Here is a 25,691-nt window from a genome sequence, read left to right as displayed (position 1 = left end):
CCTATTTATCCTTTGAAATGCTGGTGATTTGGCTCTCCAGCATACCATCCTTTACTCTGATACTAAGACTATCTCCAACGGAAAGATTTGATACGCTATCAACCTTTTTTCCATCAGGACCAGTAACATAACCGAAACCAGAAGCCAATCGCTTGGCTGGTGAAAGGCCATCCAAACGGCCGGAAGCTGCAATCAAACGACTTTCGTAGCGCTCTATTTTGGCGTTCATCAAGCTGTTGAGTCTGTCGTAGAGATGATTCAGCTTGTCCTGGTTTGCTTTTATTTTGTTCTCTGGCCTTAGAGATTGTAATCGTAGTTTGTAGTTCTCAAGCTGAGAAGTGATTGATGAAAGCTTGTAATCCAATGTGCTGTTGAGCCTATCGGAGTATCGCTCTACTGTTCTGGCAAAATCATCGTAAACAAAATTTGCAAGCTCTGCAGCCTGAGAAGGCGTTGCCGCCCTTTTATCTGCCACAAAATCCGCAATTGTGAAATCTGTTTCGTGGCCAACGGCAGATATGATTGGTGTGTTGGCCTTGAAAATAGCTCGTGCTACCGGCTCCTCGTTGAAAGCCCAAAGGTCTTCGATGGAACCACCACCACGACCTAGAATGATAACATCCAGATTCAACTCATCCAGACAATTGATTCCGGAAATGATGGAAGGCACTGCCCCCTCACCCTGAACCTGAGCTGGATAAAGAATCAATTCTACAAAAGGATTTCGTGTCTTAGATACTCGGATGATATCGTGAACAGCCGCTCCTGTAGGAGCAGTGATAATACCGATTCTCATAGCGTGGCTTGGAAGAGGCTTTTTATACATGGCATCAAACATACCGCTTTCTTCAAGCTCCTGCTTTAACGCCTCAAAACGCTGATATAAATCACCAACTCCCGCCAACTCTATCTCGTTTGCATACACTTGATATCTGCCGGCAGCCGCATAGATTCCAACATATCCAGTGACCACGATTTGGTCTCCGTCCTTCATGTTGAACTTCAACCCTTTTGCTCGTTTGCCAGCAAACATTACACAAGAAATAGATGATTTATCATCCTTCAAAGTAAAATATATGTGTCCTGTATGATTGTACTTGCAATTAGAAACCTCCCCTGATAAGGAAAGGTTTCCAAGCATAAAATCATCAGAAAACATACGCTCAATATATGTATTTATCTGAGATACACTATATACATTTTTATTCATTATACTAATTTAGCAAGTGCTCCATTAACGAATCCAGCAGAAGAATCTGTACCGAATTCATCAGCAAGTGAAACTGCCTCATTGATAGCAACACCAACAGGAAGATTCTCGAATTTGATTTCGTATAAAGCAAGTCTGATAAGTGTTAAATCAACCTTTGCCATACGTGTAGTCTTCCAACCATCAACAGACTTGTTAATAAGCTCATCGATTTCTGGAAGCTTAGCAATGATATCCTCAGACTTTGTCTTGATATACTCTTCATCCTCAGCTGTCTTGTTGTTTTTAGCAAGGTCCTCTGCCTCTGCATTATCACGGCCGCCAAGGAATGTGCTGATTACGCTATCCATATCCTCTGCATCATGAAACTCGTTCATAAATACAGCCTTAAATACTTCTTTTCTAATTTCATGTCTATTCATAAATAAAAACTCCTGAAAATCTAATAGTTTAGACTAATATAGGGTGCTACTTAAAATAGCACCCCATAATTATACATTAATATGCATAAAAAATAAATAAATCCTGATTAATTGTTTCCTGCTACGCTAACAGTTGCGATGCGGATATCAACAGCTGTAACCTCAAGACCTGTCATTGTCTCAACTGCTGATTTAACCTTTTCCTGAACCATGCCTGAAACCTTTGGGATTTCGTAGCCATACTTCATATTGATAGCCATGTGTACTGAGATTTTGCCTGGCTCGCTATCTACTACTCTGATAGCCTTTGCAAGCTTTCCCTGACCAGCCTTTGAAATGGTTTCAGATGTAAGGTTGCCTGCAAGTGACTCAACACCATCAACCTCAACTGCACCAAGGCCAGCGATAATTCCAACAACCTCTTCAGAGATGTTTACACCGCCATCGCCATTAATATTTATAACAAAATTCTTGTTCTCTGCCATATCTGCCTCCTAAAAATCATAGAAAAACTATCGTAATTATATCAATAACCTACATTATTTACAACCCCGACAGACACATAGTTATTAAGGATTGCATCAAAGTCTGTGCCCTCCTCTGCAACCGGTGTATAGCAGCCATTTACCATGTATCTGACGCCGCCATCATCAAGGTTTTCCACCACATCGTAGCTATCTTTATAAAACATTCCTCGGGAAACTTTTCTGTCGTATAAAATACCCCCACAATCTGATAATTCGCATCCTGGGAAGTTGACATTATGAATCATTCCAGGTGCAAGTGGTTCCGCCAAAAGCTTCTTTAAAACTTGCTTTATATATTTGTCAGTTACCTGATGGCAATCACAAGCCCCTTCCGAAAGGGCTATTGCGTGATACCCTTGGAACGCTCCCTCAAAGGCTGCTCCGCAGGTAGCTGAATATTGAATATCCGAAGCGCAATTGTATCCAAAATTAATTCCTGAAAGGACCACATCCGGGCGCTCTGGCATAACGCTTAAGCCGCCAACTCGAACACAATCTCCAGGTGTGCCACTGCAAGAATATGCAAAAACACCCTCTACAGGAAATTCCTCACATGGGTAAACATCAATGGAATTATGAAGGGAAATACTGTGGCTTGCTGCACTTCTTTGACTTTCAGGTGCAACCACCCAAACCTCACCAAACTCCTTAGCTGCTCTGGCTAAACGAATAATTCCATCTGAATTTATACCATCATCATTTGTAATTAGTATTCTCATAAAAATCTCCCAAAAATAAAATAAAGACAGACTATCTGTCTGCCTTTAAATTTATCATATTTATTATCTGTTATCTACTTTTTCTGGATACATATCGTGATTGAAAAGTCTGTCCTCAGCAACCTTTTCCCACTTAGTTCCTGGCTTACCGTAGTTACAATATGGGTCGATAGAGATTCCTCCTCTTGGAGTGAACTTGCCCCAAACTTCGATGTACTTAGGATCCATAAGCTTGATCAAATCCTTCATGATGATGTTTACGCAATCCTCATGGAAATCACCGTGGTTTCTGAAGCTGAATAAGTAAAGCTTTAATGACTTACTCTCTACCATCTTTTCACCTGGTACATAAGAAATGATGATGTTTGCAAAATCTGGCTGGCCAGTGATTGGGCAAAGTGATGTAAACTCTGGGCAGTTGAACTTTACAAAATAGTCATTCTCAGGATGCTTATTAAGGAATGTCTGAAGCATCTCTGGTGCGTAGTTGTCTGGGTAAACGTTGTTTTTATTTCCTAAAAGTGTAAGTGTTCCTTCTTCTTTTCTGCTATCTGTCATAGTAGACCTCCTAATTAATTCTCATACTCGATTGGATCTTTGATTCCGTTTAATTCAAATGCTGCAATTCTGTCGATACATGTACCGCACTTGCCGCATGCCTTATCGTGGCCTTCGTAGCATGACCATGTAAGCTCATAAGGAACTCCAAGCTCCATGCCAAGCTTTACAACACCGGCCTTATTCTTATTGATAAATGGAGCCTCGATTGTAAGCTGCTTTCCACTTCCTTCGTAAATTGCTGTATTCATTGCATTGTTGAAATCGCTAGAGCAATCCGGATATGCGTTACCAGCGGCATCATCAGCATGAGCACCATAATAGATTTTTGAGCATCCCTTAGAAAGTGCAATTGCTGCTGCGCTAGAAAGGAATAATCCATTTCTAAAAGGCACATAGGTGCTTACTGGCTTACCATCTGTCTTTTCAAGCTGTTTGTCATATGACTCCTCAGGAATCTCACCATCAGAATGCTGAAGCAATGTGCAATCACTAAACTGGAACATTGTAGATAAATCAAGTGTGATATGCTCCACTTTGTAGTATTCACAAACTGCATCTGCAGCCTTAATTTCTTTATCGTGACGCTGACCATAGAAAATAGAAAGTCCCACCACGTTTTCATGTCCATATTCTTTTACTGCCAAGGCAAGACAAGTTGTGCTGTCCAAGCCTCCGCTAACAAGTACTAAAGCTTTCATTTCAATTCTCCTTATAATAATCTCTGAAGTAAATCTCTATCAGTCTTGAAACGACCTCTTAATGTCTGTGTATGAGTCTTTGCACTGGCATTTTTGATTCCACGTGCTGTCATGCAGCTGTGGCTTGCTTCGATAAATACAGCCACATCCTCAGAACCTGTAACCATCTGGATGATTTCTGCAATATCGTTGCCGATACGTTCCTGAAGCTGAAGACGCTTTGCAGCCATATCAGCGATACGTGCGATTTTTGAAAGGCCGATGACCTTGCCATTTGGAATATAGGCAACGCTGACTTTCATATCATACATAAGCGCAAGATGATGCTCGCAATATGAGAAAACTTCGATGTCCTTTACAAAAACAAGATCCTGATTAGTTTCATCGTAGTAATCCTCATCAAAGGTCTTGTTGAACATCTCTGCAATCTGTTCATTGGTGTAATTCATGCCCTCAAAAACTTCTTCGTACATGCGGGCAACTCTATCAGGAGTTTCCTTAAGACCTGCTCTTTCAGGGTCATCACCAAGGGCAATAATAATATTTCTAATGCTTTCTTTAATAAGCTCTTTATTTATAGCCATGACTTTCCTCTCTTAAACGCCTCGTTTATTTGGATCCCAAATAAATTTGTGAAGCTGTAACTGCAATCTTATATCATTTCTTTTGTGGTCAATTAAGTAATCAACCATATCTGCTGGCTCAATTCGTCCAAACACAGGACTAATCAAGCAAGTACATTTATCGGAAATACGATAATCATCAACAATCTTGCAAACCTTATCAAGCTCACTTACATCAGAGCAAACAAACTTGACTGTGTCCTTTGCAGTAAGAACATCAAAGTTTGAAAGTAGCATTTTATCTTCCATTCCCGAACCTGCCAGCTTGTAATCAAGAGTGAATGCTGGCGGATTATCTATAGCGGCAAATGGATGTATATCAACACTTCCATTTGTTTCTATCTCAACAAAAATATCAGGGTTGGCAGCAAATGCCTTCAGCAAATCTATCACATGCGGCGAAAGAAGTGGCTCACCGCCTGTAAGAGTAACACGCTTCACTCCAGTAGAGATGACGTAGTCCACAATCTGTGTTTCTGTCATTTCCTCTGCAGGAGCATCTGCTGTACACGCCCATCTGGTGTCACAATAGCTGCAGCTAAGATTGCAGCCACGAAGTCTGATAAACACTGCAAGCTCTCCAGCGTGCTGGCCTTCGCCATTTATACTTACGAATTTTTCTACTACATTAAATACCGACATAACTCCTCCTACTTGCTATAGCTTGCGCAGTTGTTTGGAGTTTCGTATACAGTCACTTCAGCAACCTCAAAGCCATATTCTTCAAACTTCTCATAAAAATACTTTGAAAAGTTTTCTGCTGTAGGTCTGAAAGGAACCACTCTCATAAGGAAGTCCTCGTCCTTGAGAGCTGCAACAGTTGTCTCCTTTAGTGATCCTTCTTCATATATAAATGTGTGATCAAAGAAATCTGTCTCCTTCTTAAGAGCATTTTTTACATCACCAAAATCTACAACCATGCCACGCTGCTGACCTTCAGCCTGAAGCTCGTTAGCCTTTATTTTAAGAATCACTCTCCAGCGATGACCATGAAGATTAGAACACTTGCCTTCGTAGCCAGTTAAAAAATGAGCGCCGTCAAATGATGCTTCTGCAGTTAAATAATACATTGATTTCCTCCGGAAACAGGACCTGATTTTCTCAAAAAGAAAAGGCTGTAGATGCGCACCTACAGCCTAATTGATTTCATAAAGAAAAAATTAGTCCTGGTTTTGTTTAGGGACAGGATGGTACAAACGAACTGTCCTATTTAATTATTAAAGCCTCTGTATGATAAACCCATACTTGAAAAAATGCAACCCTTTAGCCAAGTTTCTTTTTCTGCTGATGGCCCGTGAGCTTGACGAGGATTGGAATTGGAAGCAAATGCTGGAAAGCCATGGCAAGTCTCATACCAAAGCCTGGCACGATAATTGTTTTGCCTCTATCCATTCCCTTCAGCGCTTCTGCTACGCATTTTTCTGGGCTGATTCCCTTCAATGCAAAAACTACATCTGCTCTGTCATTGAACTCTGTATCTACCGGCCCTGGGCAAAGAGCTGAAACCTTTACCTTTGAGCCTTTTTCCTTGAGCTCTACTGCAACAGCGCGAGTAAGGCTTGTGACATATGCCTTGCTTGCGTAGTAGCCAGCCATGTATGGACCTCCTGGAAGAAGCCCTGCTGATGAAGCTACATTTAAAATCTGACCAGCACCATCTGCATCCATCTTTTGAAGAATTCCTTTAAAGAGGATGTGCATAGCAACATCATTGACCTTTATCATAGAAACTTCTCTATCAATATCTGTTTCAAGGAATGATCCAGCCACACCAAATCCTGCATTATTGATAAATACATCGATGCGCTCCTCCTTCAGCTTATCAAGAAGGGCAAAGCATTCCTTTTTCTTGCTAAGGTCGCCTGAGATTATTTCCACAGGAACATTTACCTGCTCTGCAAGTTCATTAAGTCTGTCTACTCTTCGTCCTGTGACAATCAGTCTGTAGCCTCTGTCTGCAAGTCTTTTGGCAAACTCAAGGCCGATGCCTGATGTTGCGCCTGTAATAAGTGCTGTCTTCATTAAGCCTCCTATTAAATCATTTTCAAAATATCGTCTCTAACGGAAGCCATGTGTTCATCTTCGATACCGAAATCCATCTGTCTGAAGCTCCATGCTGCACGGCCGATGCCATACTCATCAAAGCACTTGCAAATCATTTCGTACCATTTCTTACTGTCCTCTGGAGATGCAAGATTGATTACGCCAAACTCTCCACAATAAAGAGCCACGTTTCTTTCATCTGCCACACGAACGGCTTCCTTCACTAAGTCTCTAAAGAACTCTATTCCAATTTTATCATTCTCGTTGTAAGAATCAAAGTTAATAGTGAAGCCTTCAAGATTGTTTCGAGTATTCTGCTTGTACTCCTTATATGTAACATCAAATGGCATTCTGAAATTATTGTCCATTGTTGGAATCCAATGTGCTCCCTGATGTGTGAAAATCAGTGGCTCATAGCAATGGAAATTGTAAACGATATTTTCATCGTAAGGTGGCGCAATGTCCTTCAAAGATTCGATTGCATTATTGTAATATCCGCCGATGAGAATCTTGATGTCTGGTGCATACTTTCTGATACGCTCCACACATGTGCGAGAAATTCTATTCCATGTATCGCAGTATTCTTTTTTTGTTACTTCATTTAAAAGCTCAAAGCTGAGACGGTCAGAATACTTTCCAAATCTCTTTGCAAACTCTTCCCAAAGAAGATAGAAACGCTCCTGATATTCTTCATTTTCAAAGAAGCCAGTCTCTGCCTCTCCCTCATCAAAACTAAATCCTGCTGTTTTGTGTAAATCAAGAACCATGTTCAAGCCATTTTTGCCAGCCCAGTCGATTGCGTTTTGAAGATACTGGAAGCCATCTTCTTTATAGTCTCCTGCGCCGCGTTCTACAAGCTCGTAATCCACTGGAACTCTGAAATGGTCCATACCCCATTTCTTGATTGTCTCAATATCTTCCTCATGAATAAATGAATCATAGTGTTCCTTTGTGTGGACGCACTGAGATAGCCAGCCTCCCAGGTTGATTCCATGGATATAACCTTCAAATGTTTTCATAATATCCTTCTCCTTATATGTTATTAAACTAGTTATATTCTAATAAAAGGAGGGATTTTCGTAAACGTTTAAGTAATTGAATATTCCTAATATTTCTTTGCAAAAATTATTGAACAAATAATGACTCATTTTTTAAAGAATGATAGAATAAGTTCTATATAGTTAATATAGGGAGGAATATTATGAATAACTATACAGCAGCTGAAGAAATCAAGAAATACAAAGACTTACTTGATCAAGGCATAATCACAGAGGAAGAATTTGAGCAGAAGAAAGATGACCTTCTCAATCCAACTCCTATTACAACAAACTCTACAGCAAGCATGGATGCACACACAACAGGCATCGTTGCTTACCTTACATGGATTGGATTCCTTATTGCTCTTCTCCTTGGAGATCGTGAAGGTGCTAAATTCCATATAAACCAGGCATTAGTAATCAACCTTTTTTTCTTAGCATGTGCTATTCCAGTTATTGGACGAATTTGGTGGATTTTTATGATAATCTTATGGGTTTTAGGTTTAGTAGCAGCTTGCAATGACGAAGAAAAACCAGTACCAATCCTGGGCGAAATTAGAATTCTTAACTAATAAAAAAGGTACGTACAATTATGTACGTACCTTTTTTAATACAATACAACGTAACGCCAATAGCTGCATGTCAATAGTAACATGTATATTAACTTATTTCTTTTATTCCTAAGAATTTGATCTAATACATTTGATATTGTGATTTCTGTAGATTTAATTATGTTTTGTTCTACTATAATATATTTTGTGCATAAAAAAAGCACCTTAGATTGTTCTAAAGTGCTTAAGTGATTTTTTATCCAATCCTTACGTGATGCTTTAACTGGAAGTTCTCATCATTAGAGCAAAGGTAGATAATACCTTCAATGAATCCAACGATTGCGGGAATTCCTGTCCAACAGAATGCAAGATATAAAATTCCCATTCCAATTTTCCCTAAATAAAACTTGTGAATACCAAGTCCACCTAACAAAATAGCTAAAACACCAGCTGCAACCTTGCTCTTAATTGGCCATGCTGGATTAATCGCTGTCATATAAACAGGCTGAGGTGCTGCCTGCTGAATTACTACTTGTGGTTGTGGTTGCTGAACATAAACTGTCTGCCCCTGAGGTTGCTGAACCTGCTGAGCAGCCTGCTGAACTGCTAACTTCTCCCCACAAAACTTACACTCTGATGCTCCTGGATCAATTGGAGCTCCACACTGTGGACATACATTGTCTGCCATAATTATATTATCCTCCTTAAATTTATCTTCTGCCCATTAAATACATAGGGATAGATACTAAACAATAAACAAATAATAGCACTAAATTGATTAGTGTAAAAAATACACTACCAACGGTTGCTACGCAAGCAATGTTAACAACATCTAATACTATCGTATAAATAATTGTTGCCATTAATAATGGAACAAAATATCCAACCTTAATAGGTTTAGAAAACATATTACAAAATATAAAATATGCTAATGAAATAAAACCTATACTCTCAAATACTAATGCTGAAACAAAATTTTCCAATGTGTCAATGTTTAATACTGCGAATAACACATAAAGTATAATTGCTACATAAAACACCCATAAAAAACATGATAACACTTTTTTCATACACTACACCTTCTTTCCACATTCTGGACAGAATTTAGTGCCAGGAGCTAGCTTGTTTCCACATTCACATACTTTTTCACTATTATTAAATCCGCATTCTGGACAAAACTTAGAACCAACCGGAATTTTAGCATGACACGATACACATTCTTTTGTATCTTCTTTATGTATTGGGTTGCCTACTGTCTGGTTCATAGATGCACCCATTCCCATTGCAGCTCCGAGTCCTATTCCGCCAGCAGCAAATGCACCTGCTACCCCACTTTGATTATTTGCAGCTCCTTCATATACATCAAATGAACGCTTTGTAGCATATCTACCATCGCCCATAATTTCAAATGCTGCTTTGTCCTCAAGAATTTTATTAATCTTCTCAAAATCTTCATCTGGGAAATTAATAGATTGAATAAAGAAATTTGCAACAGAGAAGCCATACTTTTCAAACTCTGGAGAAACCTGTTCTTTAACCTTTTCCGATAAAGCTTCTAACTTTGTTGAAATTTCTAAAGCAGATATTCCATTATTAATAATTGAATCTGCAATTGCCGACTTTGCCTTGATAACAAGAATTCCACGATAATACTCTTTTACCTTATCAAACTTTACAATATCAGTTTTCTGCATTCCGCCAATAACTTCTTTAAATAAAGTAGTTACATCTAGAACTTTTAGTCCCATTTGACCAAATGCACGTATTCTTAACTTTACATAATACTTTGGATCAATAAGTTGAATAGGATCAGTAGTTCCCCAATTAATATCCAATCGTACTGTAGTGTTAATAAAATACACTTCTGCGCTAAATGGAGTTCTATCGCCAAATGGTAAATTTACAAGACTCTTAAGAATTGGAAGATTCTCCGTTGCTAAAGTGTATGTGCCTGGATAAAATACATCAGCTACAACTCCACCCCTTACAAACAGCGCAACTTGTCCTTCCTGGACAATAAGTTGCGTACCTAATACCAATTCCTCTGAAGGATACTTGTAAATTAACCAATCACGACTTTTTAAACCATCAAAGCGTACTACATCAATAATAGCCATTTTGTCATCTCCTTGGTAATTTACAAACTTTAACTAATTTTATCATTTTAAATCCTCATTATCAATTAGCGTTGTACATTTTTTCTCTTATAATTTAGTATTTTGTTTCTTAAATAATTTGTAAATTTTTATCTACGTTTTTAAAATATAAATTACTTTTTTGGCATTGTATAACCTTTGTCTAAATCAATATCTATTTCCTGAAACATTTAATAATCTCAATTAGAGGCATTATTATTTATTTTCTTTATTACAAGCATCTGTCTGTTCCGTTATCTGTCTATATTAAAGCAATAAAAAAACTCTTTGTAAGCATAGACAGATAGGCCCCTGTTTTAATGGAACTAAATCTGTGGTAATACCTCAAAGAGTTACAATCCACTAATATAACTATACTTTGACATATAGTTTTATTAGTGGATTTATTAAAATAGCTATTTAAAAGTCAGACAATGCTTTGAAATCTAAATCTGTATAATCTTCAGGTGAAGCTTCTCTATCCTTTAATTCATCCTCGGTAACATTTTCCCATTCATCTTCCATGTAGCTTATGAACCAAGGCTGATCCTCATTTGTATAAGCATCGATTTTTGTTCCCCACTGATACATCAGTTCAGAAGAGTTTGGCTCCATGCAATATACAAGCTTGCCATTTTCAAGTGCGCCACTTGAATATTCGTTTACAATCATACCTTCGCTGTAAACATAGAATCGATTGCGGGCTGTTCCAGAAGCAACGAGTGCTGGTTCGCCATCTACCATTGTGTAGATATCGTAGATAGAACCTCTCAGCTCGTCATCAACAAGTGTGCCTACGAACAATTCGTCGACGCCATCTTTATCAGTATCGTAGTAAGCAATACCTATACCTGAAGCGCCATCTGTCTGTGAAATGCTATAGAATTCTGGGCTCATGCCATTCTCTTCAAGCTTAGATGCATCCCATCCTTCATCAAGTGCAGTCTGATATTTTGCAACGATATCACCATAAAGGTCTTCGCCCTTGGTGCCGGCCAAATATTCAAATGTTGCACCATTAACACCGGTCATGTTAGCAATAACATCCTCTGCTGTATTGTAAAGCTTTTCGAAGTCCTCTGGCATCTCTGTGTATGTTTCAAAATCCCATTGAACTTCAGTTGCATATCCTAATACAACCTCGTATTGCTTTCCATCTGCATCAGTAAGTTCACCCTTTTTAACATAAGGGCCGCCGTAGAACTCTGGTGGCATCTCTCTTGCCCATATCGTATATGCCATACCATTGTAACCAGCATCTTTAGATTCTTTGTGATAAAGAGTAATCTGCTGATCCTCAACCTCTGCCTCATATACGCCTTCAAGGTCAGCAGGCATTGTGATTGAAAACAGTGAATTTGAAAGAACCTCTCCTGTCTCAGCTGCTATGGAATTATTCTCTGTTGTTTGTGTCTCTGATGATTCCGCCTCCCCTGCAGTCTCATTATTAACACTGTTATCAGCGTTGTTCGCTCCACAAGCTGAAAGTAACAACATAGAGCAAATTAGTATTGAAAATACCTTATTTTTCATTTTGTTTCTCCTCATTTAATTAGCTTTGTGTACATCTGCTTCTAACATAATAGCACAACAAAAATCTCATACTAGGGGTATATTTAAAAATTCACTATTAATTCATACTTTCTGATATATTTCGATTTTAGTTAACGCATTTACGATATATTAGAAACCTTCGTGAGCATACTTATCTAATAATGCTTGTATTTGATTGTTGGTACTTTCTAAAGCCGATGTTTCAGTTGGTAGAATCCTGATCCACAAATCTAAATCAACGTACTTATTGCCTCTACGTGTTTTCTGAATATCATCTGCCACTACCATTTTCACCTGTGCCTTCTTCTGCTCAAAAAGCGGGATGACTACATAGTAAAGTCTGTCATCCTTAAAGCTTAGGTAGCCTATAATCTCTCCTACCTTATTTCTAAGAAACAGCCTGTGATTAGAAACGCCCGCAGGATAAAGCATACTGCCTGGCTTTGGTGGAGTTGCACCGGATTCCAGCTCTACCATTGCATTCACTTTATAAGAATCTGCTTCCACAAGTGCCAGTTCATTTAAGGTAAGCGTGCTATCGATGAATTGACCTGTCAAAAGGTAAGTGATATCCGCCAGGTATTTCTGCTTTATTATTTCAGGCAATTCGAAAAACAGTGAAGGTCTGGCATTATCAAGTAGCTCCTTGCTTGTTTCATACAGGCTTTTCAAAAACATGGAAAACTCTTCATCCTTTGTCCATATGTACTTGCCCCTTGCAATCTCAATCGTGCCTAAGTTGTTCCCTTCAAAATCTTCCACCTCATGCAGGATTGGCCTTGCACAAAAGGCATTCTTGTTTTCCTTTGCCGACCAAGGCCTGTGCTTAGGGCGAGATGTTCTTTTTGTGGCGCTGCGATTCGATTTGTTGCTTTGGTTGCCAGAATTGCTTGCGCTGTCGGCATAATCCTTCATAATCAGCTCATAGGCTGTATTAATCTTCGCCGCCAGCTTACTATCATCAGAATCGCTATTATCCGGATGATGCTCATGCATCAGCTTTCTATATTTCTTTTTTATTTCGCGCTTATCCTCGCTGCCATCCAGCCCCAGGATTTTACGCGCTTGGCTTTTGTTCATGTGTTACTCCTGTAGTGTGTAATGATTTCAAATCATTATTATTAAAAATATGATATGTGTTGATTTAATTCTTTTCAAGCTGTGATTCTGTTATTGTTTCAACCTGCTAGACACATCATATCTGTCAAGTTATTTCAGTCAAGGGCAAGCCTTTGGAGCTTCGCTCCCTTGACTGAAATAACTTTTGTCAGATACATGTTAGTCAAGCAGGCTTGAAACTGGGACTGTGGCGAAGCCACAAGTCTATGAGTGGGTGGCGACACGCGGATTGTAGCTTTCTGTAATACGGCGTGTCTGTTTTGGAGGCCAAAGACACGCGCTTATGCTATAACTTTAATTCCGCGTATCAAGTTTCCACTTCCCAAACACGCCGTTTTACATTTTCTCTCTTTTGGCGTGTCGTTTCTCCTTCTATCAGACACGCCGATTCATACTTTTCTATTTCCGCGTGTTTTTCTCTCTTCTGTTAGACACGCGTTTTCATCATTTTCACTTTTCCGCGTGCTTTTCACCCTTCTAGAAGACACGCAGATTTTCACTTTTCCTACTTTAGCGTGTCGCTGGTCCCTTGCTTCGACACGCAGATTCTACAAATCTTCAATTCTGCGTGTCTGTATTTTCTTGCCCCGACACGTAAATGCTACAATTCACTTATTCTTCGTGTCGAAAATCTCCTCTTCCGACACGAAAATTCCAACATTTGCTAAATCTTCGTGCCTTTTTTGTCTTTCATAGGCACGAAGATTAAAGCTTCATCCATTTCTTCGTGTCTTTCACTCAAGAAAATGACACGAAAATCGCTGACTTCTCCGAATCTACGTGTCTAGCAGTTCTATTTCAGACACGAAAATCCCTGGTTTTCCCGAATCTACGTGTCTATCGCCTCTATTTAAGACACGAAAATCCCTGGTTTTCCCAAATCTACGTGTCTATCGCCTCTATTTAAGACACGAAAATTCAACCTATCTCCTGTTCTTCGTGTCTCCAGGCCTTCCCCCGGTGCTGGTGGCTTTGCCACAGTCCCACTTTCAAACCTGCTTGACTACCTCATATCAGTCAAAGGAACAGGGTCAAGAGGCGAAGCGCAGAAGGCCTTGCTCTTGATGCTGGGCCGTAGACTGATATGCTGTATCTAGCAGGTTGAAAGAACAAAAAAGGCAATTCTGCCAAAGCTTTTTACAATGTGCTATACTAAAAACTCAAAGGGAGGAGGCATCATGAGCAAAATACTTAGACCACACCACGGAATGTGCTTTCAATTCTATGAGGGAAAGGGATATAGCAAGGATTTCACTGATCATATGGGGCGCATCATTTATGAGATGGAGGAAGATCCAGCTCAGCTGATAACACTGAAGGTTGAAACTGATATCGTCTGCAAGAACTGTCCTAATAACGAATCTGGCATATGCACTTCACAAGATAAGGTTCGTAAATACGATAATGAAGTTTTAAAGGCATGCGGAATTTCCAATGGCACCGAGATAAAATACCAGGACTTCATTTCAACTGTAAAAACAAAGATAATTGATACTGGTCTTAGAGCTGAGATTTGTGGCGACTGCGGATGGAATTACATCTGCGAGAAATCCAATAAAGAATAATAAAAAGCAGGTTTACTCGAAAGTGAGAAACCTGCTTTTTTAATGCAAATAGGAATTATTTTACATTGAATGCCTTGATTCCTGGGTAAACTGCTGCGCCACCGAGCTGCTCTTCAATTCTAAGAAGTTGGTTGTATTTAGCAACACGCTCTGTTCTAGAAGGAGCACCTGTCTTAATCTGGCATGTGTTCAAAGCTACAGCTAAGTCAGCAATTGTTGTATCTTCTGTCTCACCTGAACGATGTGAAGAAATTGCTGTATAACCAGCCTTGTGAGCCATCTTGATAGCCTCAAGTGTCTCTGAAACTGAACCAATCTGGTTGAGCTTAATAAGGATTGAGTTACCGCATCCGTTCTCGATACCCTTTGAAAGACGATCTGTGTTTGTTACGAAAAGATCATCGCCAACAAGCTGAACCTTATCACCAATCTTGGCTGTCATCTTCTTCCAGCCTTCCCAATCCTCCTCATCAAGACCATCTTCGATAGAGATAATTGGGTACTTGTCTACAAGTGCTGCCCAGTGATCGATAAGCTCATCTGTTGTGAAGTCCTTGCCTGACTTTGGCTGATGATAGAAGCCCTTGCCTTTTTCTGACTTCCACTCGCTAGATGCAGCATCCATAGCAATCATGAAGTCCTTGCCTGGCTCAAAGCCTGCAGCCTTGATAGCCTTCAAGATAACTTCGATAGCTTCATCATCATTCTTAAGTGAATTTGGAGCGAAACCACCCTCATCACCTACAGCTGTAACATCTCCCATCTCCTTAAGGATTGCCTTAAGTGCGTGGAAAACCTCTGCACACCAGCGTAAGCATTCGCTAAATGAAGGAGCGCCAACAGGCATAATCATGAACTCCTGTGTATCAACAGCGCTATCAGCGTGAGCACCACCATTCAAAATGTTCATCATTGGAACTGGAAGCTTAGTGCCCTGAATACCACCAAGGAATCTATAAAGAGGAATATCAAGTGATGTAGCTGCTGCTCTACAACAAGCAATTGATGTTGCAAGGATTGCGTTTGCACCAAGATTTGACTTATCCTTTGTGCCATCTGCCTTAATCATAGCTGCGTCGATTGCATAGATATCAGAGGCATCCATACCGCAAATTGCATCTGCGATAGGTCCGTTGATATTTGCAACTGCCTTTGTAACACCTTTTCCTAAGTATCTGCCTTTATCGCCGTCACGAAGCTCAAGTGCCTCGAACTCTCCTGTAGATGCACCAGAAGGAGCCATTCCGCGTCCAACTGTTCCATCAACAAGTGTGACCTCGCATTCAACAGTAGGATTTCCTCTTGAGTCGAGGATTTCTCTACCAATAACCTTTTCAATTTCTAAGTAATCCATAACTATCCATCCTTTCACATGAATTTGTTTTTTAGAACTCCATATTGTTAAGGCAGGTAGCAGCTGCACTTAACAATACAAAAAGGAGTTCCGCAATGATTTACACATAGTTAGCCCTTACTAACTACAAGTAGATTAACAGAACTCCTTATCATATTCAAGGATATTTAGCTCACGTTATTGAGCATTTTTCTCAATAAAAACAACTTCTCCAACATACATGTCATGCTGGGCCTCATTCTCGTAAAACTGCTTTGCAATTTCAGGAATCATGTTTTCTGGCTCAAGTCTCTGGCAAATAAGCTTTCTGCAAACAAGAGTTACTTCAGCTTCCTCAAATGTGATTCCATTTTCTACTTCCTTAGAAGTAAGGCCAGATTCATGAACCTTGTCCATATCACGGCCGGATTTTGAGCCAAGGACGCCCAAAGTCTTTTTGCATTCTTCCGGATAAAAGCTAACAGTGAAATAATCGTTGTCTTTCATAAACTCATTTGTGTAGCGTGATGTTCTAACATAAACTGTTGCAACAGGCTTGTTCCAAAGAGTTCCAAGGCCGCCCCAGCTAATTGTCATTGTATTAAATTTGTCCTTATCCCCTACAGTAAGCAATGCCCACTTTTTATCATACTGCTCAAAAATGTTTGTATTAAACTCCATAAGTAATTATCCTCTTTTTATAGTGCGCAATTATTTGCAAAGCTCAGCAACAATCATATTGATGGCTTTTCCGTCTGCCTTGCCCTTAAGTGCTGGCATAACTTCCTTCATGATTGCGCCCTTGTTCTTAGAAGCAAGCACCTCTGCGAAGTTTGCCTGAAGGAATGCGCGAATCTCGTCCTCGCTCATCATTGCAGGAGCATACTCTTTGATTACGTCATATCTGAACTGGTACTCTTCCTTTAAGTCTGTTCTCTCAGCTGGGCAAGTGTCGAGCTGCTCCTTTGCTGTCTTTAATGACTTGAGAATAACCTGATCTACCAAATCATCTGCAATGTTATCTCTAGTGCCAGCGTCGATAGCGGCCTTCTTTACATCAGAAACCAATGAAGAAATAGCATCTTTTCTTGCCTTATCTCTTGCCTTCATTGCTGCAACCATGTCTTTTTGTAATGTTTCAAACTGCATTTTCATTATCCTCCTCTAATCTATTACCTAGATTATAGTCCTTATCAATGCGTAAATCCATGGCGCAATTACAGAAATCTGAAGAAACCACCTTGCCATCATCTATTCGGATGATGTGATTGCAAAAAAGGCGAGGCCTCAGCCTCGCCTAATCAAAATCCTGTTCTACATCAGCAATAGCGCATTTGCCACAAACCTGGCCGACGAACTCTTCCATGTAGAAAAACTCACCATCAAAATAGGAATCAAATTCCTTAATGGCGCCAGCCAAAGTAAAGGCTTTGCCACAATCCTTGCATTTCCTCATAAGAGACATGGCCACTTCGTCATCCTCTACTTCATAGTCGTCATGCTCCATGTCTCCCTCTTCATAGCCCTCCAGCTTATGAGTAGCTAAATATTCATCCGATGGCTTAAGATCTCCATCTATCTCTGAAAAAAATCCCATAAATATTTATATCTCCATTCTTTCTACATCCAATTATAATCGCCACCGGTAACAGCTAATGAGAGCAATGCGTCCATACGCTCAACCTCTTCTTCACCTCTAACAACCTGCAAAAGCTTTGCTGTTTCCTTGGCCACTGGCATTTCTTCATCTGGTCCAATTTCCATATCTGGCTCTTTGCCACAGTAAGGACAAACCAAACTTGGGCCAACCTGAACTGATAAAAATCTGTTAGCACATTCTGAGCATTCATAAAAGCCTGCTAATTCTGTGCCGTCTGGAACATAATACATAAAACTAACCTCTCTATCTATTCATGTAATTCTAGTGGTAATCCATCTGGATCAAAAAAGAATGTCATTTTTTTATTTGTAAATTCATCAGTCCTGATGGGCTCGCATTCGATTCCAATGGCATTCAATTCATTTACCGTATTTACGATATCATCAACTGCAAACGCTAAATGCCTAAGGCCACAAGCTTCTGGATATGATGGTCTTTTAGGCGGATTTTGAGGCGCAAAAATCTCCAGTTCAGTTGACTCATTTATCCTCAAATCTAGCTTCCAATCGTTCTTCTGAGGCCTAAAATTTTCTCTGATGATTTCAAATCCTAGCTTATTAACATAGAAATCCTTGGACTTTTCATAATCAGAAACAATTATAGCCACATGATGTATCATAGATAAATTCATAATAAACTATTCCTTCTTTAAATTAATAATATAACGATTATATACTATCTTCTAGAAAATATCCTTCAAAATCCCAAAAGTCTCCCTCACCATATTGTTCGGAAGATACTGGTATTCTGTGAACGCAGCAATGCCCATCACATCAGCATCAGTGTAGCGCTTTGCAATCATCACTCCTCTGAACACATGGAAATTGTTTGTGACGATGTCGATTTTCATATCAGCTGATACCTCCACCAGATTCATCGCATTGCTGAAAGAATGGCTAAAAGTGCATAAACTAATCTTAATTTTCGCATTACTCTTCCCTTTCGAATTTAAGAAAAAAAGACGTATTCTGTATAAGAAATGTCAATCATTTTTATAAGATTATAATATAAAATTAATGATAATAAAATTGGAGGTAATGGACAATGAGTAAGTATTTTTGCAATCCAATGAATTTGCCATACAAATATAATTATCAAAAGCCTAATATGCCTGGGCTAGGTGATGCAAAGCTAGCAATATACAGAGAAGCTGCAGATCCTATTATGGAATTTTTTAAGGGAAAGTATTACTTATTTCCTTCTATGACAGCAGGATTCTTTGTTAGCGAAAATCTGATAGATTGGGAATATCATAGTTTGGATAAACCTATTCCTATATTTGACTACGCCCCTGATGTTAGAGCGATTGGCGATTATTTGTATTTTTGCGCATCAAAGCGTTCTGGCATTTGTAATTTCTATAGATCAAAGGACCCAATTAATGAGCCATTTGAAGAAATAAAGGGTTCATTTGCATTTTGGGATCCTAATCTTTTCTGCGATGATGACGGAAGAATATATTTATATTGGGGTTGCTCTAATATCACTCCGATTTGGGGTGTCGAACTTGATTCAAAGACCATGAAACCTATAGGCGAAAAACAGGTTATGTTTAATATGGATAATAAGAACCGCGGCTATGAGCGAAGTGGAATGGATCACGTCAGTGGTAAAACACCTGAAGGTATAGCTGCAGCTACAGAGGCTATTTTTGCAGATTTAATGAAGATGCCAGAAGAAAATCGTCATAATGAAGGACTTATCACAGAAGATGATGTTAGACGTCTCGCTAGAGGATTTGCTGGTGACGATCCTTACATTGAGGGAGCTTATATGACTAAGCATAATGGAAAATACTATTTGCAATATGCATGCCCTGCTACCCAAGTTAATGTCTACAATGACGGAGTACTTGTAAGCGATAATCCTTTGGGACCTTTTAAATATGCTGCTAATAATCCATTCTCATATAAGCCCGGTGGATTTGCTAATGGAGCCGGACATGGATCTACAGTAGCTGGCTCAGATGGAAAATATTGGCACACTGCATCAATATCAATTTCAGTAAATAACGATATGGAAAGACGTTTGGGACTTTGGAAAGCAGGTTTTGATAAAGACAATGATTTATATTGTGACCAGATGTATGGAGATTGGCCAATAAATGTTGATGCACCTGCTTTTGCTGATCCAGATTTTATGCTTCTTTCCTATAAAAAGAATGTCACAGTGTCATCTGGTACAAGCAAGGAAAATTTAACAAATGAATGTATTAGGGACTGGTGGATTGCTGATACATCAAATAATGAATGGGCACAGGTAGATCTAGGCGAAGTTATGAATGTTCGCATGATTCAGCTTAATTTTGCTGATCAGGATATTATTGATGAAATACCGGCAGATGCAGATAGACTAATCGCTCATGAAATCAGATATATTGACGAGAAACCTCGTGCTACAAAATGGATTTTAGAAGGCTCAATTGACGGCATTAACTATGAAATTCTTTGTGATAAATCAAAATCCGATATAGACCTTGCAAACGATTTTATTGATTTAAAAGAATTTAAATCCCTTAGATATATTAAATTGACTGTATTGGAAGTCCCATTCAATCAGAAAATAAAAGTCTCTGGAATTCGTATATTCGGTAAAGGCAACGGAAATGCACCACAGCCTGCATCCGGAGTAAAATATGATTACAATAATGAAACCGGAATGGATATGATGGTAAGCTGGGATAATGATTCCGCACTAGGACATAATATTCTGTGGGGATATGCTGAAGATAAGCTGTATCACAGTTATATGGTATTTGGCAAAAACAGTCAGAATATAGCAGCACTTGTAAAAGGACAATCTGTATACGCTAGGGTTGATTCGTTTAATGAAGTTGGGATTACAAAAGGGCAAGTTGTAAAGGTTAGATAAATTTAAGGCCAACAGGCGAGGCCAAAGCCTCGCCTTCTTTATATACTCTACAACCTGTCCACAGCTTCTTTTAAAATTGCCTTTTCATCAGCTCCGTAGATATCCAGCCCAGTTGCTTTAATCAATTCTATATCCTTTATTCCATAAAAATTTTCTGCTAGGGATTTTATATATCCAAATCCGAATTCTTCCGGAACATAGGTACCACCTGCTGTCATTACATAATACAGCTTACTTGCTTTGCATAGTCCTTTTGGGATGCCTTCTGGAGTATACTCGAAAGTAATCCCAAGGACATTTATGTGCTCAATATACTGCTTAAGCACAGCTGGAAATGATAAATCCCAATAAGGTGCTGCGATAACAATTGTCTCTGCCTTTGCAAACTGAAGGGCCAGCGTAAACATTGGATCATCAAACGTACCAGCAGCAATTAGCGAATCTCTTTTCTTTAAGAAAGCCTCATCTGTCTTTGGAAAATCGATATCCTCAAGCTTTACTTCTTCATAATCTCCTAGCTTAGAAAGCAAAGCCTTTGCTAACACTTCTGTTCGCGATTCTTCTCTTACACATGCGTTAATAAATAAAATCATACTCTTATCACTCCCCGTAAAATCTTTCTAATCTGTTTTTCAGTTGCTATAGGATATACTTCCATAATATGCTCAGCTATAGCTTTTCCAGATTCTGCCGGATTCATACTATATAAAGATGCCACATGGTCACGCCCATAGATGTTTTCAGGCTTAGTATATATGGCGATAGGCCAGCCATAAGCTTCGCCTATTTTGTTCTTGCGTTGCCTAAAATCACGTACTGTAAGATATGTCATCATCTGAAGGTCAGTGATTGTACCATCAAAGCCTTTTTCGCCGCCTTTGCCAAATCCTGCTTTTTGTTTCAATTCATTAGAATATATTTCATCACAGTTTTCTAAAACATCCATAACTTTCTTTTGGCGTCTTGAAGCTTTTTCATCATCCCATAAAGCATCAAAATCATAGCCATCACGCCTGTAGTTAGCAAAATATGGAAACCATTCCTTTGAAATAAATCCAGCTTTCTTATTGAAAAACTTACCATAGGCAATGTCACCACGACGTGCTATTATTCCTCTCCATTCCCATGGATCAAGTGTTGGATTGCCACTCCACCAATATTCAGGAAATGTGCGCTCTTCTAGTGAAAATCCGGGAATTTCATTCTTAAATAGAGGCAGAAATCCGATTTCATTTATATATTCAATTGCTTCATCAACTGTATGTAAACATTCTGGATCATCCCATTCCACTCCATACATTACCCATGTACCATTTTCATTAGGCATTATTTTAATATCCCCCATTCTAACCCATCAAAAAAGCCCTAAGGCAGCCACCTACATCAAAAACATAGCTACAAACTGATAGATTACAAAGCCTGATGGAATCAGCGCCAGTACAGCAGCTATAAGAAGTACTATAACTAAGGTTTTCTTTCTCTTAGATTCACTAAGAGGCTTGCCGGTGTTGGCAAGGACAGCACTGCTGATAATAGCTGTGATAGCTAGGCCAATGAGAAACAATACCACTCCAACAACAGCAAAGAATGCTGCCATCATCAATAATGTTACTAATACAATTCCAATAAATGCCATAATTATCCTCCACTTTAATGAATCATGACTCTATACTATCTCGAATAAGGAAATAAGTCTCGCTGTTGCCGCTAAACCTAAAATAAGGAAGAAAATTGAAATCCTACGGTTCAAATTTCAAATAGGACATTTCACCCGTAGGAAAATGAGAAAAATGACCCCTAGTGTGTATTATCTCAATGAATTTCTATAAATTACAGACAAATTATTAGACTTTTTATAGAATGTGTATATTAATTAACAAGACCTCAGCCCTGATTACATTAAATCTCCCCAATTCCTACGGTTCAAAATAATTTATTTGACAGTCCGCCCGTAGGATTTGAAAATCAATCAAAAAGTTATGCCACACTGGCATAATAATTCATATAATCCATCTCCCACATTGTTTATTTCCCCTTATAAATCTTCAATATTTCATCAATATATATTTCCAAGTAGGAATCACTACCTTCTATCAACTCGTTTTCCTTAAGAAGCTCAACTATGGCTTTTGCTATTTCTTCAGCAGTAGCTATTACCTTATCTTTCATATTGATACTTCTAGGATTATATGTATTAAACCTCCATGCTGCATCATCGCTTACAGTAGAAGCAAGCTTTTTGACAAGCATTGCATACTCGCCCTCATTATCTAGTTCAGATAAAGCTCTGTAAGTCCATTTATAATATGGCGCAAATTTTCTATTAAGCAAAAAGTAAAGCTCCATAGCTGCCTCAAGGCCTTTGGCTCTACAAAGCTCCGCTGCCACTATATCATTTCTAGTCATGCATCTAGCATAATTTACCTGAAGAGCTGCTGAAAACTGATGAAGCTCATTTACTATTCTTCTTCTCCAAATGCTATCTGGGTAGTAGCTTAAAAGAAGATTCCTGAATCTTGTAAATTCACCCAAATCATCTCTAAAGACCTCTCCATTTGTTGCTGTAGCAAGACAACTATGTTCTAGAATAAGCCAATCATTTTCCGTTAGAATACAGTCTTTAGTGTTGCAATCAATATAAAGAATGTTTGAGTAAAATGACCTTATAGTCATAACCCCTCTTCGCTCTTGAAGTCGTTCTGTAAGCTTTTCACCACCATACTGCATAGCAAGCTCATTATATGCTATAGATAAAAGGCATCCTATTTCATCAAAGTCCTCGTCGGTAAGCCATAGGCATACGCCAGTACCAAAATCATGATCACGAGACATATAATCATCATAACCAAAACAATCTGAACCTTCGCCAACTATGCCTACCGCTATTCTTGATTCATATTTAGGAAACTTTTCATGTATCATAGGAGCCACATGATTCTCATAAAACCGGCGACTCTTTTCAAATTCTGCGTTTTGCATTATTTATCCCCTATAAATTAATTGCGTTTCTAAATTATTCCTCCACATCATCTAGCTGAATAATCGAATCTTTCTCTACAGCAGTAACAAAGCTATAGCTTTCTATTGATTCAATGAGGTAATCTAACTGCTGGTCATTAATTGTATCTTTTATAGACAATGCATATCCAGATATCACATCGTACTTATACATAACCTCAAGGTTATAAGCATTACAAAGCTCTTGGATTTGCTCTTCAGTGGTTCCTTCTTCAACCATTACTATCAAAGAAGACATGCTATATTCCTGAACTGGCTCTTCTGGCTCTGGTACCTCAACCTCTATCTCTTCAGTTGGAGTATAAATTGGTTCATTTATTTCATCTTGCTCAGCCTCTTTACATGCCATTAAACTAATTGAAGCAATACATAATGTGATAATAACCAATCTTTTCATACTATTAATCCTCTACTTAGACGTTCCTATTACACTAATTCCCCCGAACAATTCTAAAATATGATGGACGTTTCTTCAGATACTTAATTCTCACCCTGCCATGTCTTCGATTGTTAGCTTCATGATCAGAAATATATTTGATATATTCCCTGTTGTTAACAGTATATTTAATCTGAATGTCCTTGTATTTCCTGTATTTTGTTGCTGTTCTAGGATGAGAACCGGGAACCACATATTCTTGGTACGTTTCTTCATGTCCTGTAAGTGTAGCATGTGTATATTCCCAATTAGATGCCTTACTTGTATAAATATTCCAGCAAACCACGTACGCGGGAATCACAATCCCTACTACAATTACAACTGCCAGTACAACAATTCTATCAAATAAATCGTCGGTTCTTCGGTATGTAACGTAATCTTCTATGAGTGCGTATACTACTGTCAAAATGGCAAATTCCAAAAAAGCTAGCAGTAAAAACATACAAAATTCGCCAAATTTTTTTCCCATATTAACAACTCCCACTTCTTCCAAATTTACAGTATTTCCTATATTTGCGCCTCAGCTGATTTCATTTCACTACTTGTAAAAGCACAAAGTAATACATCCACGGCATAATCTGGATAATCCTTAGTGAAGCTCTCGTATGCTCTCTTGCATTGTTTAGCTGACTCTCCAGGAGCATCTGCTAAACTACCGCCAAATATTCCTGAACTTATTAAAGGGAATGAAATACTATGAAGACCATTATCCTTAAGAACAACCAGCGAATTGTAATAAGCTTCAAATAATTCCTTAAATGCTTTTGGAGTAGCTCCAAAATTTGGACCTACTGCATGAATTATATATTTACAATTAGTCATGTTAAAAGCTGGAGTAATAGCTGCTTCACCATCATTTAAAGGTGGATTGCATTTATCACAAGCATCTGATAGTTCCCTCATTCCAGCTTTGCTAAAGATAACACCACATATACCGCCACCGGCAGCTAAATATCTATTGGCAGCATTAACAACTGCATCAACCTTTTGGTCTGCACATGATCCATTTATCAATTTTAAACTGCTCATAAGACTATTCACCTTCTACTGCTTTTCTACATTTTTCACCTTAAAAGATTTCCTTACAAAAATCTTCTATTTTTTTATCATTATCATCACTAGGCTTGTCCTTTGGATCAATAAGAATAAGTGTAGCAGCGAGCGAATCTATCCCAATGCTCTCCTTCAATTTTCCAAAAGCTTTCTCTGCACCAGCTCCACTTTGACATGCGAATGCTGCAATTCTCTTTTCTTTAATCCCAGGGTTCTCTTTTATAAATGTTCTAAGTGGTGGAGTAATATTGCTAGCCCAAACCGGAAAACCAAATACTATCTGCTCATAAGAAGCTAAATCTATAGAATATGGTTCCAAATCAGGAGTTTCTGCCATAACAGCACTCTTCCCACCCCAGAAGAATTTTGCAAATCCTTTTTCTGGATACTTTTTAACAGGAACTAATCTTAATGTATCAGCACCTGTCTTATCCGCAATTTTTTTAGCAACAAAATCTGTATTTCCCTCATGGGAATAATAAATAATAAGTGTTTTCATGAAAAAATCCCCCTCATGTATTATTGTACCATTCCTAGCAGGCCCTTCCAGGGCCAG

The 25,691-nt window shown here is 38.7% G+C and carries 34 protein-coding genes; 3 read left to right on the top strand and 31 right to left on the bottom strand.

The window, feature by feature from the left end:
• Nucleotide 1: 1 nt before the first annotated feature.
• The 11 genes from xseA to BMY66_RS00785 all read right to left on the bottom strand — a co-directional run bounded on the left by xseA (nucleotide 2) and on the right by BMY66_RS00785 (nucleotide 7,822).
• A complete protein-coding gene (gene xseA, locus BMY66_RS00835; RefSeq protein WP_090393843.1) occupies nucleotides 2-1,210 on the bottom strand; it encodes an exodeoxyribonuclease VII large subunit in 1,209 nt (402 codons plus the stop codon).
• Entirely contained in the window at nucleotides 1,210-1,632 is a 423-nt protein-coding gene (nusB, locus tag BMY66_RS00830) for a transcription antitermination factor NusB (protein WP_044934825.1), read from the bottom strand. The genes xseA and nusB overlap by 1 nt, the downstream gene beginning before the upstream one ends.
• A gap of 107 nt (nucleotides 1,633-1,739) precedes the next feature.
• Nucleotides 1,740-2,117: an Asp23/Gls24 family envelope stress response protein gene (locus BMY66_RS00825; RefSeq protein ID WP_044934828.1), complete on the bottom strand. Its 378-nt coding sequence runs from the start codon at nucleotides 2,115-2,117 to the stop codon at nucleotides 1,740-1,742.
• 41 nt (nucleotides 2,118-2,158) lie between these two features.
• Complete coding sequence (gene surE, locus BMY66_RS00820; protein ID WP_090393842.1) at nucleotides 2,159-2,878, bottom strand: 5'/3'-nucleotidase SurE; 720 nt, start codon at nucleotides 2,876-2,878, stop codon at nucleotides 2,159-2,161.
• 63 nt (nucleotides 2,879-2,941) lie between these two features.
• Nucleotides 2,942-3,436: a preQ(1) synthase gene (gene queF, locus BMY66_RS00815; protein WP_044934834.1), complete on the bottom strand. Its 495-nt coding sequence runs from the start codon at nucleotides 3,434-3,436 to the stop codon at nucleotides 2,942-2,944.
• A gap of 14 nt (nucleotides 3,437-3,450) precedes the next feature.
• Nucleotides 3,451-4,137: a 7-cyano-7-deazaguanine synthase QueC gene (gene queC, locus BMY66_RS00810; RefSeq protein WP_090393841.1), complete on the bottom strand. Its 687-nt coding sequence runs from the start codon at nucleotides 4,135-4,137 to the stop codon at nucleotides 3,451-3,453.
• Between the two features lie 11 nt (nucleotides 4,138-4,148).
• The gene (gene folE, locus BMY66_RS00805) at nucleotides 4,149-4,721 is read right to left on the bottom strand and encodes a GTP cyclohydrolase I FolE (RefSeq protein WP_044934840.1); all 573 of its coding nucleotides are present in this window, start codon (nucleotides 4,719-4,721) and stop codon (nucleotides 4,149-4,151) included.
• Nucleotides 4,722-4,733: 12 nt separating this feature from the next.
• Complete coding sequence (gene queE / locus BMY66_RS00800) at nucleotides 4,734-5,402, bottom strand: putative 7-carboxy-7-deazaguanine synthase QueE (RefSeq protein WP_090393840.1); 669 nt, start codon at nucleotides 5,400-5,402, stop codon at nucleotides 4,734-4,736.
• Nucleotides 5,403-5,410: 8 nt separating this feature from the next.
• Nucleotides 5,411-5,830: a 6-pyruvoyl trahydropterin synthase family protein gene (locus tag BMY66_RS00795; protein WP_090393839.1), complete on the bottom strand. Its 420-nt coding sequence runs from the start codon at nucleotides 5,828-5,830 to the stop codon at nucleotides 5,411-5,413.
• A 193-nt stretch (nucleotides 5,831-6,023) separates the two neighbouring features.
• On the bottom strand, nucleotides 6,024-6,782 hold the full coding sequence (locus BMY66_RS00790) for an SDR family NAD(P)-dependent oxidoreductase (protein ID WP_044934846.1): 759 nt from the start codon (nucleotides 6,780-6,782) through the stop codon (nucleotides 6,024-6,026).
• 11 nt (nucleotides 6,783-6,793) lie between these two features.
• Nucleotides 6,794-7,822, bottom strand: coding sequence for a glycoside hydrolase family 5 protein (locus tag BMY66_RS00785; protein WP_090393838.1), 1,029 nt, complete (start codon nucleotides 7,820-7,822; stop codon nucleotides 6,794-6,796).
• 182 nt (nucleotides 7,823-8,004) lie between these two features.
• On the opposite strand from BMY66_RS00785, the gene BMY66_RS00780 reads away from it, so the two are divergent.
• Nucleotides 8,005-8,412 (top strand): SHOCT domain-containing protein, encoded by a 408-nt coding sequence (locus BMY66_RS00780; RefSeq protein WP_090393837.1) that lies wholly within the window; start codon nucleotides 8,005-8,007, stop codon nucleotides 8,410-8,412.
• A gap of 235 nt (nucleotides 8,413-8,647) precedes the next feature.
• Here the strand turns inward: BMY66_RS00780 and BMY66_RS00775 are convergent, their stop codons facing one another.
• The 5 genes from BMY66_RS00775 to BMY66_RS00755 form a co-directional block, all read right to left on the bottom strand.
• The gene (locus BMY66_RS00775) at nucleotides 8,648-9,079 is read right to left on the bottom strand and encodes an NINE protein (RefSeq protein ID WP_090393836.1); all 432 of its coding nucleotides are present in this window, start codon (nucleotides 9,077-9,079) and stop codon (nucleotides 8,648-8,650) included.
• Nucleotides 9,080-9,101: 22 nt separating this feature from the next.
• Nucleotides 9,102-9,461, bottom strand: coding sequence for a hypothetical protein (locus BMY66_RS00770; protein ID WP_090393835.1), 360 nt, complete (start codon nucleotides 9,459-9,461; stop codon nucleotides 9,102-9,104).
• Nucleotides 9,462-9,464: 3 nt separating this feature from the next.
• Complete coding sequence (locus BMY66_RS00765) at nucleotides 9,465-10,508, bottom strand: SPFH domain-containing protein (RefSeq protein WP_090393834.1); 1,044 nt, start codon at nucleotides 10,506-10,508, stop codon at nucleotides 9,465-9,467.
• A 438-nt stretch (nucleotides 10,509-10,946) separates the two neighbouring features.
• Nucleotides 10,947-12,059 carry a hypothetical protein gene (locus tag BMY66_RS00760; RefSeq protein WP_090393833.1) on the bottom strand — a complete coding sequence of 371 codons (1,113 nt, stop codon included), beginning with the start codon at nucleotides 12,057-12,059 and terminating at the stop codon, nucleotides 10,947-10,949.
• A 150-nt stretch (nucleotides 12,060-12,209) separates the two neighbouring features.
• Nucleotides 12,210-13,160 carry a DnaJ domain-containing protein gene (locus BMY66_RS00755; RefSeq protein ID WP_090393832.1) on the bottom strand — a complete coding sequence of 317 codons (951 nt, stop codon included), beginning with the start codon at nucleotides 13,158-13,160 and terminating at the stop codon, nucleotides 12,210-12,212.
• Between the two features lie 1,217 nt (nucleotides 13,161-14,377).
• On the opposite strand from BMY66_RS00755, the gene BMY66_RS00750 reads away from it, so the two are divergent.
• A complete protein-coding gene (locus tag BMY66_RS00750) occupies nucleotides 14,378-14,764 on the top strand; it encodes a DUF1284 domain-containing protein (RefSeq protein WP_177175548.1) in 387 nt (128 codons plus the stop codon).
• A 55-nt stretch (nucleotides 14,765-14,819) separates the two neighbouring features.
• Here BMY66_RS00750 and eno read toward each other — a convergent pair whose 3' ends face one another.
• The 7 genes from eno to BMY66_RS13610 all read right to left on the bottom strand — a co-directional run bounded on the left by eno (nucleotide 14,820) and on the right by BMY66_RS13610 (nucleotide 18,634).
• Nucleotides 14,820-16,118: a phosphopyruvate hydratase gene (gene eno / locus BMY66_RS00745; protein WP_090393830.1), complete on the bottom strand. Its 1,299-nt coding sequence runs from the start codon at nucleotides 16,116-16,118 to the stop codon at nucleotides 14,820-14,822.
• 177 nt (nucleotides 16,119-16,295) lie between these two features.
• Complete coding sequence (locus BMY66_RS00740; RefSeq protein ID WP_090393829.1) at nucleotides 16,296-16,778, bottom strand: flavin reductase; 483 nt, start codon at nucleotides 16,776-16,778, stop codon at nucleotides 16,296-16,298.
• Nucleotides 16,779-16,808: 30 nt separating this feature from the next.
• Entirely contained in the window at nucleotides 16,809-17,246 is a 438-nt protein-coding gene (locus tag BMY66_RS00735) for a GatB/YqeY domain-containing protein (protein WP_090393828.1), read from the bottom strand.
• Nucleotides 17,247-17,394: 148 nt separating this feature from the next.
• Nucleotides 17,395-17,694 (bottom strand): hypothetical protein, encoded by a 300-nt coding sequence (locus BMY66_RS00730; protein ID WP_090393827.1) that lies wholly within the window; start codon nucleotides 17,692-17,694, stop codon nucleotides 17,395-17,397.
• Nucleotides 17,695-17,717: 23 nt separating this feature from the next.
• Nucleotides 17,718-17,987: a hypothetical protein gene (locus tag BMY66_RS00725; RefSeq protein WP_090393826.1), complete on the bottom strand. Its 270-nt coding sequence runs from the start codon at nucleotides 17,985-17,987 to the stop codon at nucleotides 17,718-17,720.
• Nucleotides 17,988-18,004: 17 nt separating this feature from the next.
• Nucleotides 18,005-18,388, bottom strand: coding sequence for an SMU1112c/YaeR family gloxylase I-like metalloprotein (gloA2, locus tag BMY66_RS00720; RefSeq protein ID WP_074789054.1), 384 nt, complete (start codon nucleotides 18,386-18,388; stop codon nucleotides 18,005-18,007).
• Nucleotides 18,389-18,439: 51 nt separating this feature from the next.
• Nucleotides 18,440-18,634 (bottom strand): YdcF family protein, encoded by a 195-nt coding sequence (locus tag BMY66_RS13610; protein ID WP_177175547.1) that lies wholly within the window; start codon nucleotides 18,632-18,634, stop codon nucleotides 18,440-18,442.
• A gap of 167 nt (nucleotides 18,635-18,801) precedes the next feature.
• Here BMY66_RS13610 and BMY66_RS00715 point away from each other — a divergent pair, with 167 nt between their 5' ends.
• A complete protein-coding gene (locus BMY66_RS00715; protein ID WP_090393825.1) occupies nucleotides 18,802-20,628 on the top strand; it encodes a family 43 glycosylhydrolase in 1,827 nt (608 codons plus the stop codon).
• Between the two features lie 47 nt (nucleotides 20,629-20,675).
• Here the strand turns inward: BMY66_RS00715 and BMY66_RS00710 are convergent, their stop codons facing one another.
• The 8 genes from BMY66_RS00710 to BMY66_RS00675 all read right to left on the bottom strand — a co-directional run bounded on the left by BMY66_RS00710 (nucleotide 20,676) and on the right by BMY66_RS00675 (nucleotide 25,634).
• Complete coding sequence (locus BMY66_RS00710; RefSeq protein ID WP_044937890.1) at nucleotides 20,676-21,221, bottom strand: NAD(P)H-dependent oxidoreductase; 546 nt, start codon at nucleotides 21,219-21,221, stop codon at nucleotides 20,676-20,678.
• Nucleotides 21,218-21,955, bottom strand: coding sequence for an AlkZ-related protein (locus BMY66_RS00705; protein WP_090393824.1), 738 nt, complete (start codon nucleotides 21,953-21,955; stop codon nucleotides 21,218-21,220). The genes BMY66_RS00710 and BMY66_RS00705 overlap by 4 nt, the downstream gene beginning before the upstream one ends.
• 51 nt (nucleotides 21,956-22,006) lie before the next feature.
• Entirely contained in the window at nucleotides 22,007-22,264 is a 258-nt protein-coding gene (locus BMY66_RS00700) for a hypothetical protein (protein ID WP_044937885.1), read from the bottom strand.
• A gap of 389 nt (nucleotides 22,265-22,653) precedes the next feature.
• Nucleotides 22,654-23,607, bottom strand: a complete 954-nt coding sequence (locus BMY66_RS00695) for a DUF4037 domain-containing protein (protein ID WP_090393823.1) — start codon at nucleotides 23,605-23,607, stop codon at nucleotides 22,654-22,656.
• Between the two features lie 34 nt (nucleotides 23,608-23,641).
• Nucleotides 23,642-24,043 (bottom strand): hypothetical protein, encoded by a 402-nt coding sequence (locus BMY66_RS00690; RefSeq protein ID WP_090393822.1) that lies wholly within the window; start codon nucleotides 24,041-24,043, stop codon nucleotides 23,642-23,644.
• Nucleotides 24,044-24,077: 34 nt separating this feature from the next.
• Nucleotides 24,078-24,551, bottom strand: coding sequence for a hypothetical protein (locus BMY66_RS00685; RefSeq protein WP_090393821.1), 474 nt, complete (start codon nucleotides 24,549-24,551; stop codon nucleotides 24,078-24,080).
• Nucleotides 24,552-24,589: 38 nt separating this feature from the next.
• The gene (locus tag BMY66_RS00680) at nucleotides 24,590-25,111 is read right to left on the bottom strand and encodes a macro domain-containing protein (protein ID WP_090393820.1); all 522 of its coding nucleotides are present in this window, start codon (nucleotides 25,109-25,111) and stop codon (nucleotides 24,590-24,592) included.
• 40 nt (nucleotides 25,112-25,151) lie between these two features.
• On the bottom strand, nucleotides 25,152-25,634 hold the full coding sequence (locus BMY66_RS00675) for a flavodoxin family protein (protein WP_090393819.1): 483 nt from the start codon (nucleotides 25,632-25,634) through the stop codon (nucleotides 25,152-25,154).
• Nucleotides 25,635-25,691 lie beyond the last annotated feature (57 nt).

Source organism: Pseudobutyrivibrio sp. C4 (genome assembly GCF_900111635.1).
Taxonomy (GTDB): Bacteria; Bacillota; Clostridia; order Lachnospirales; family Lachnospiraceae; genus Pseudobutyrivibrio; species Pseudobutyrivibrio ruminis.
The sequence above is the reverse complement of the archived record's forward strand: the minus strand, read 5'-3'. Positions and strand labels throughout refer to the sequence as shown.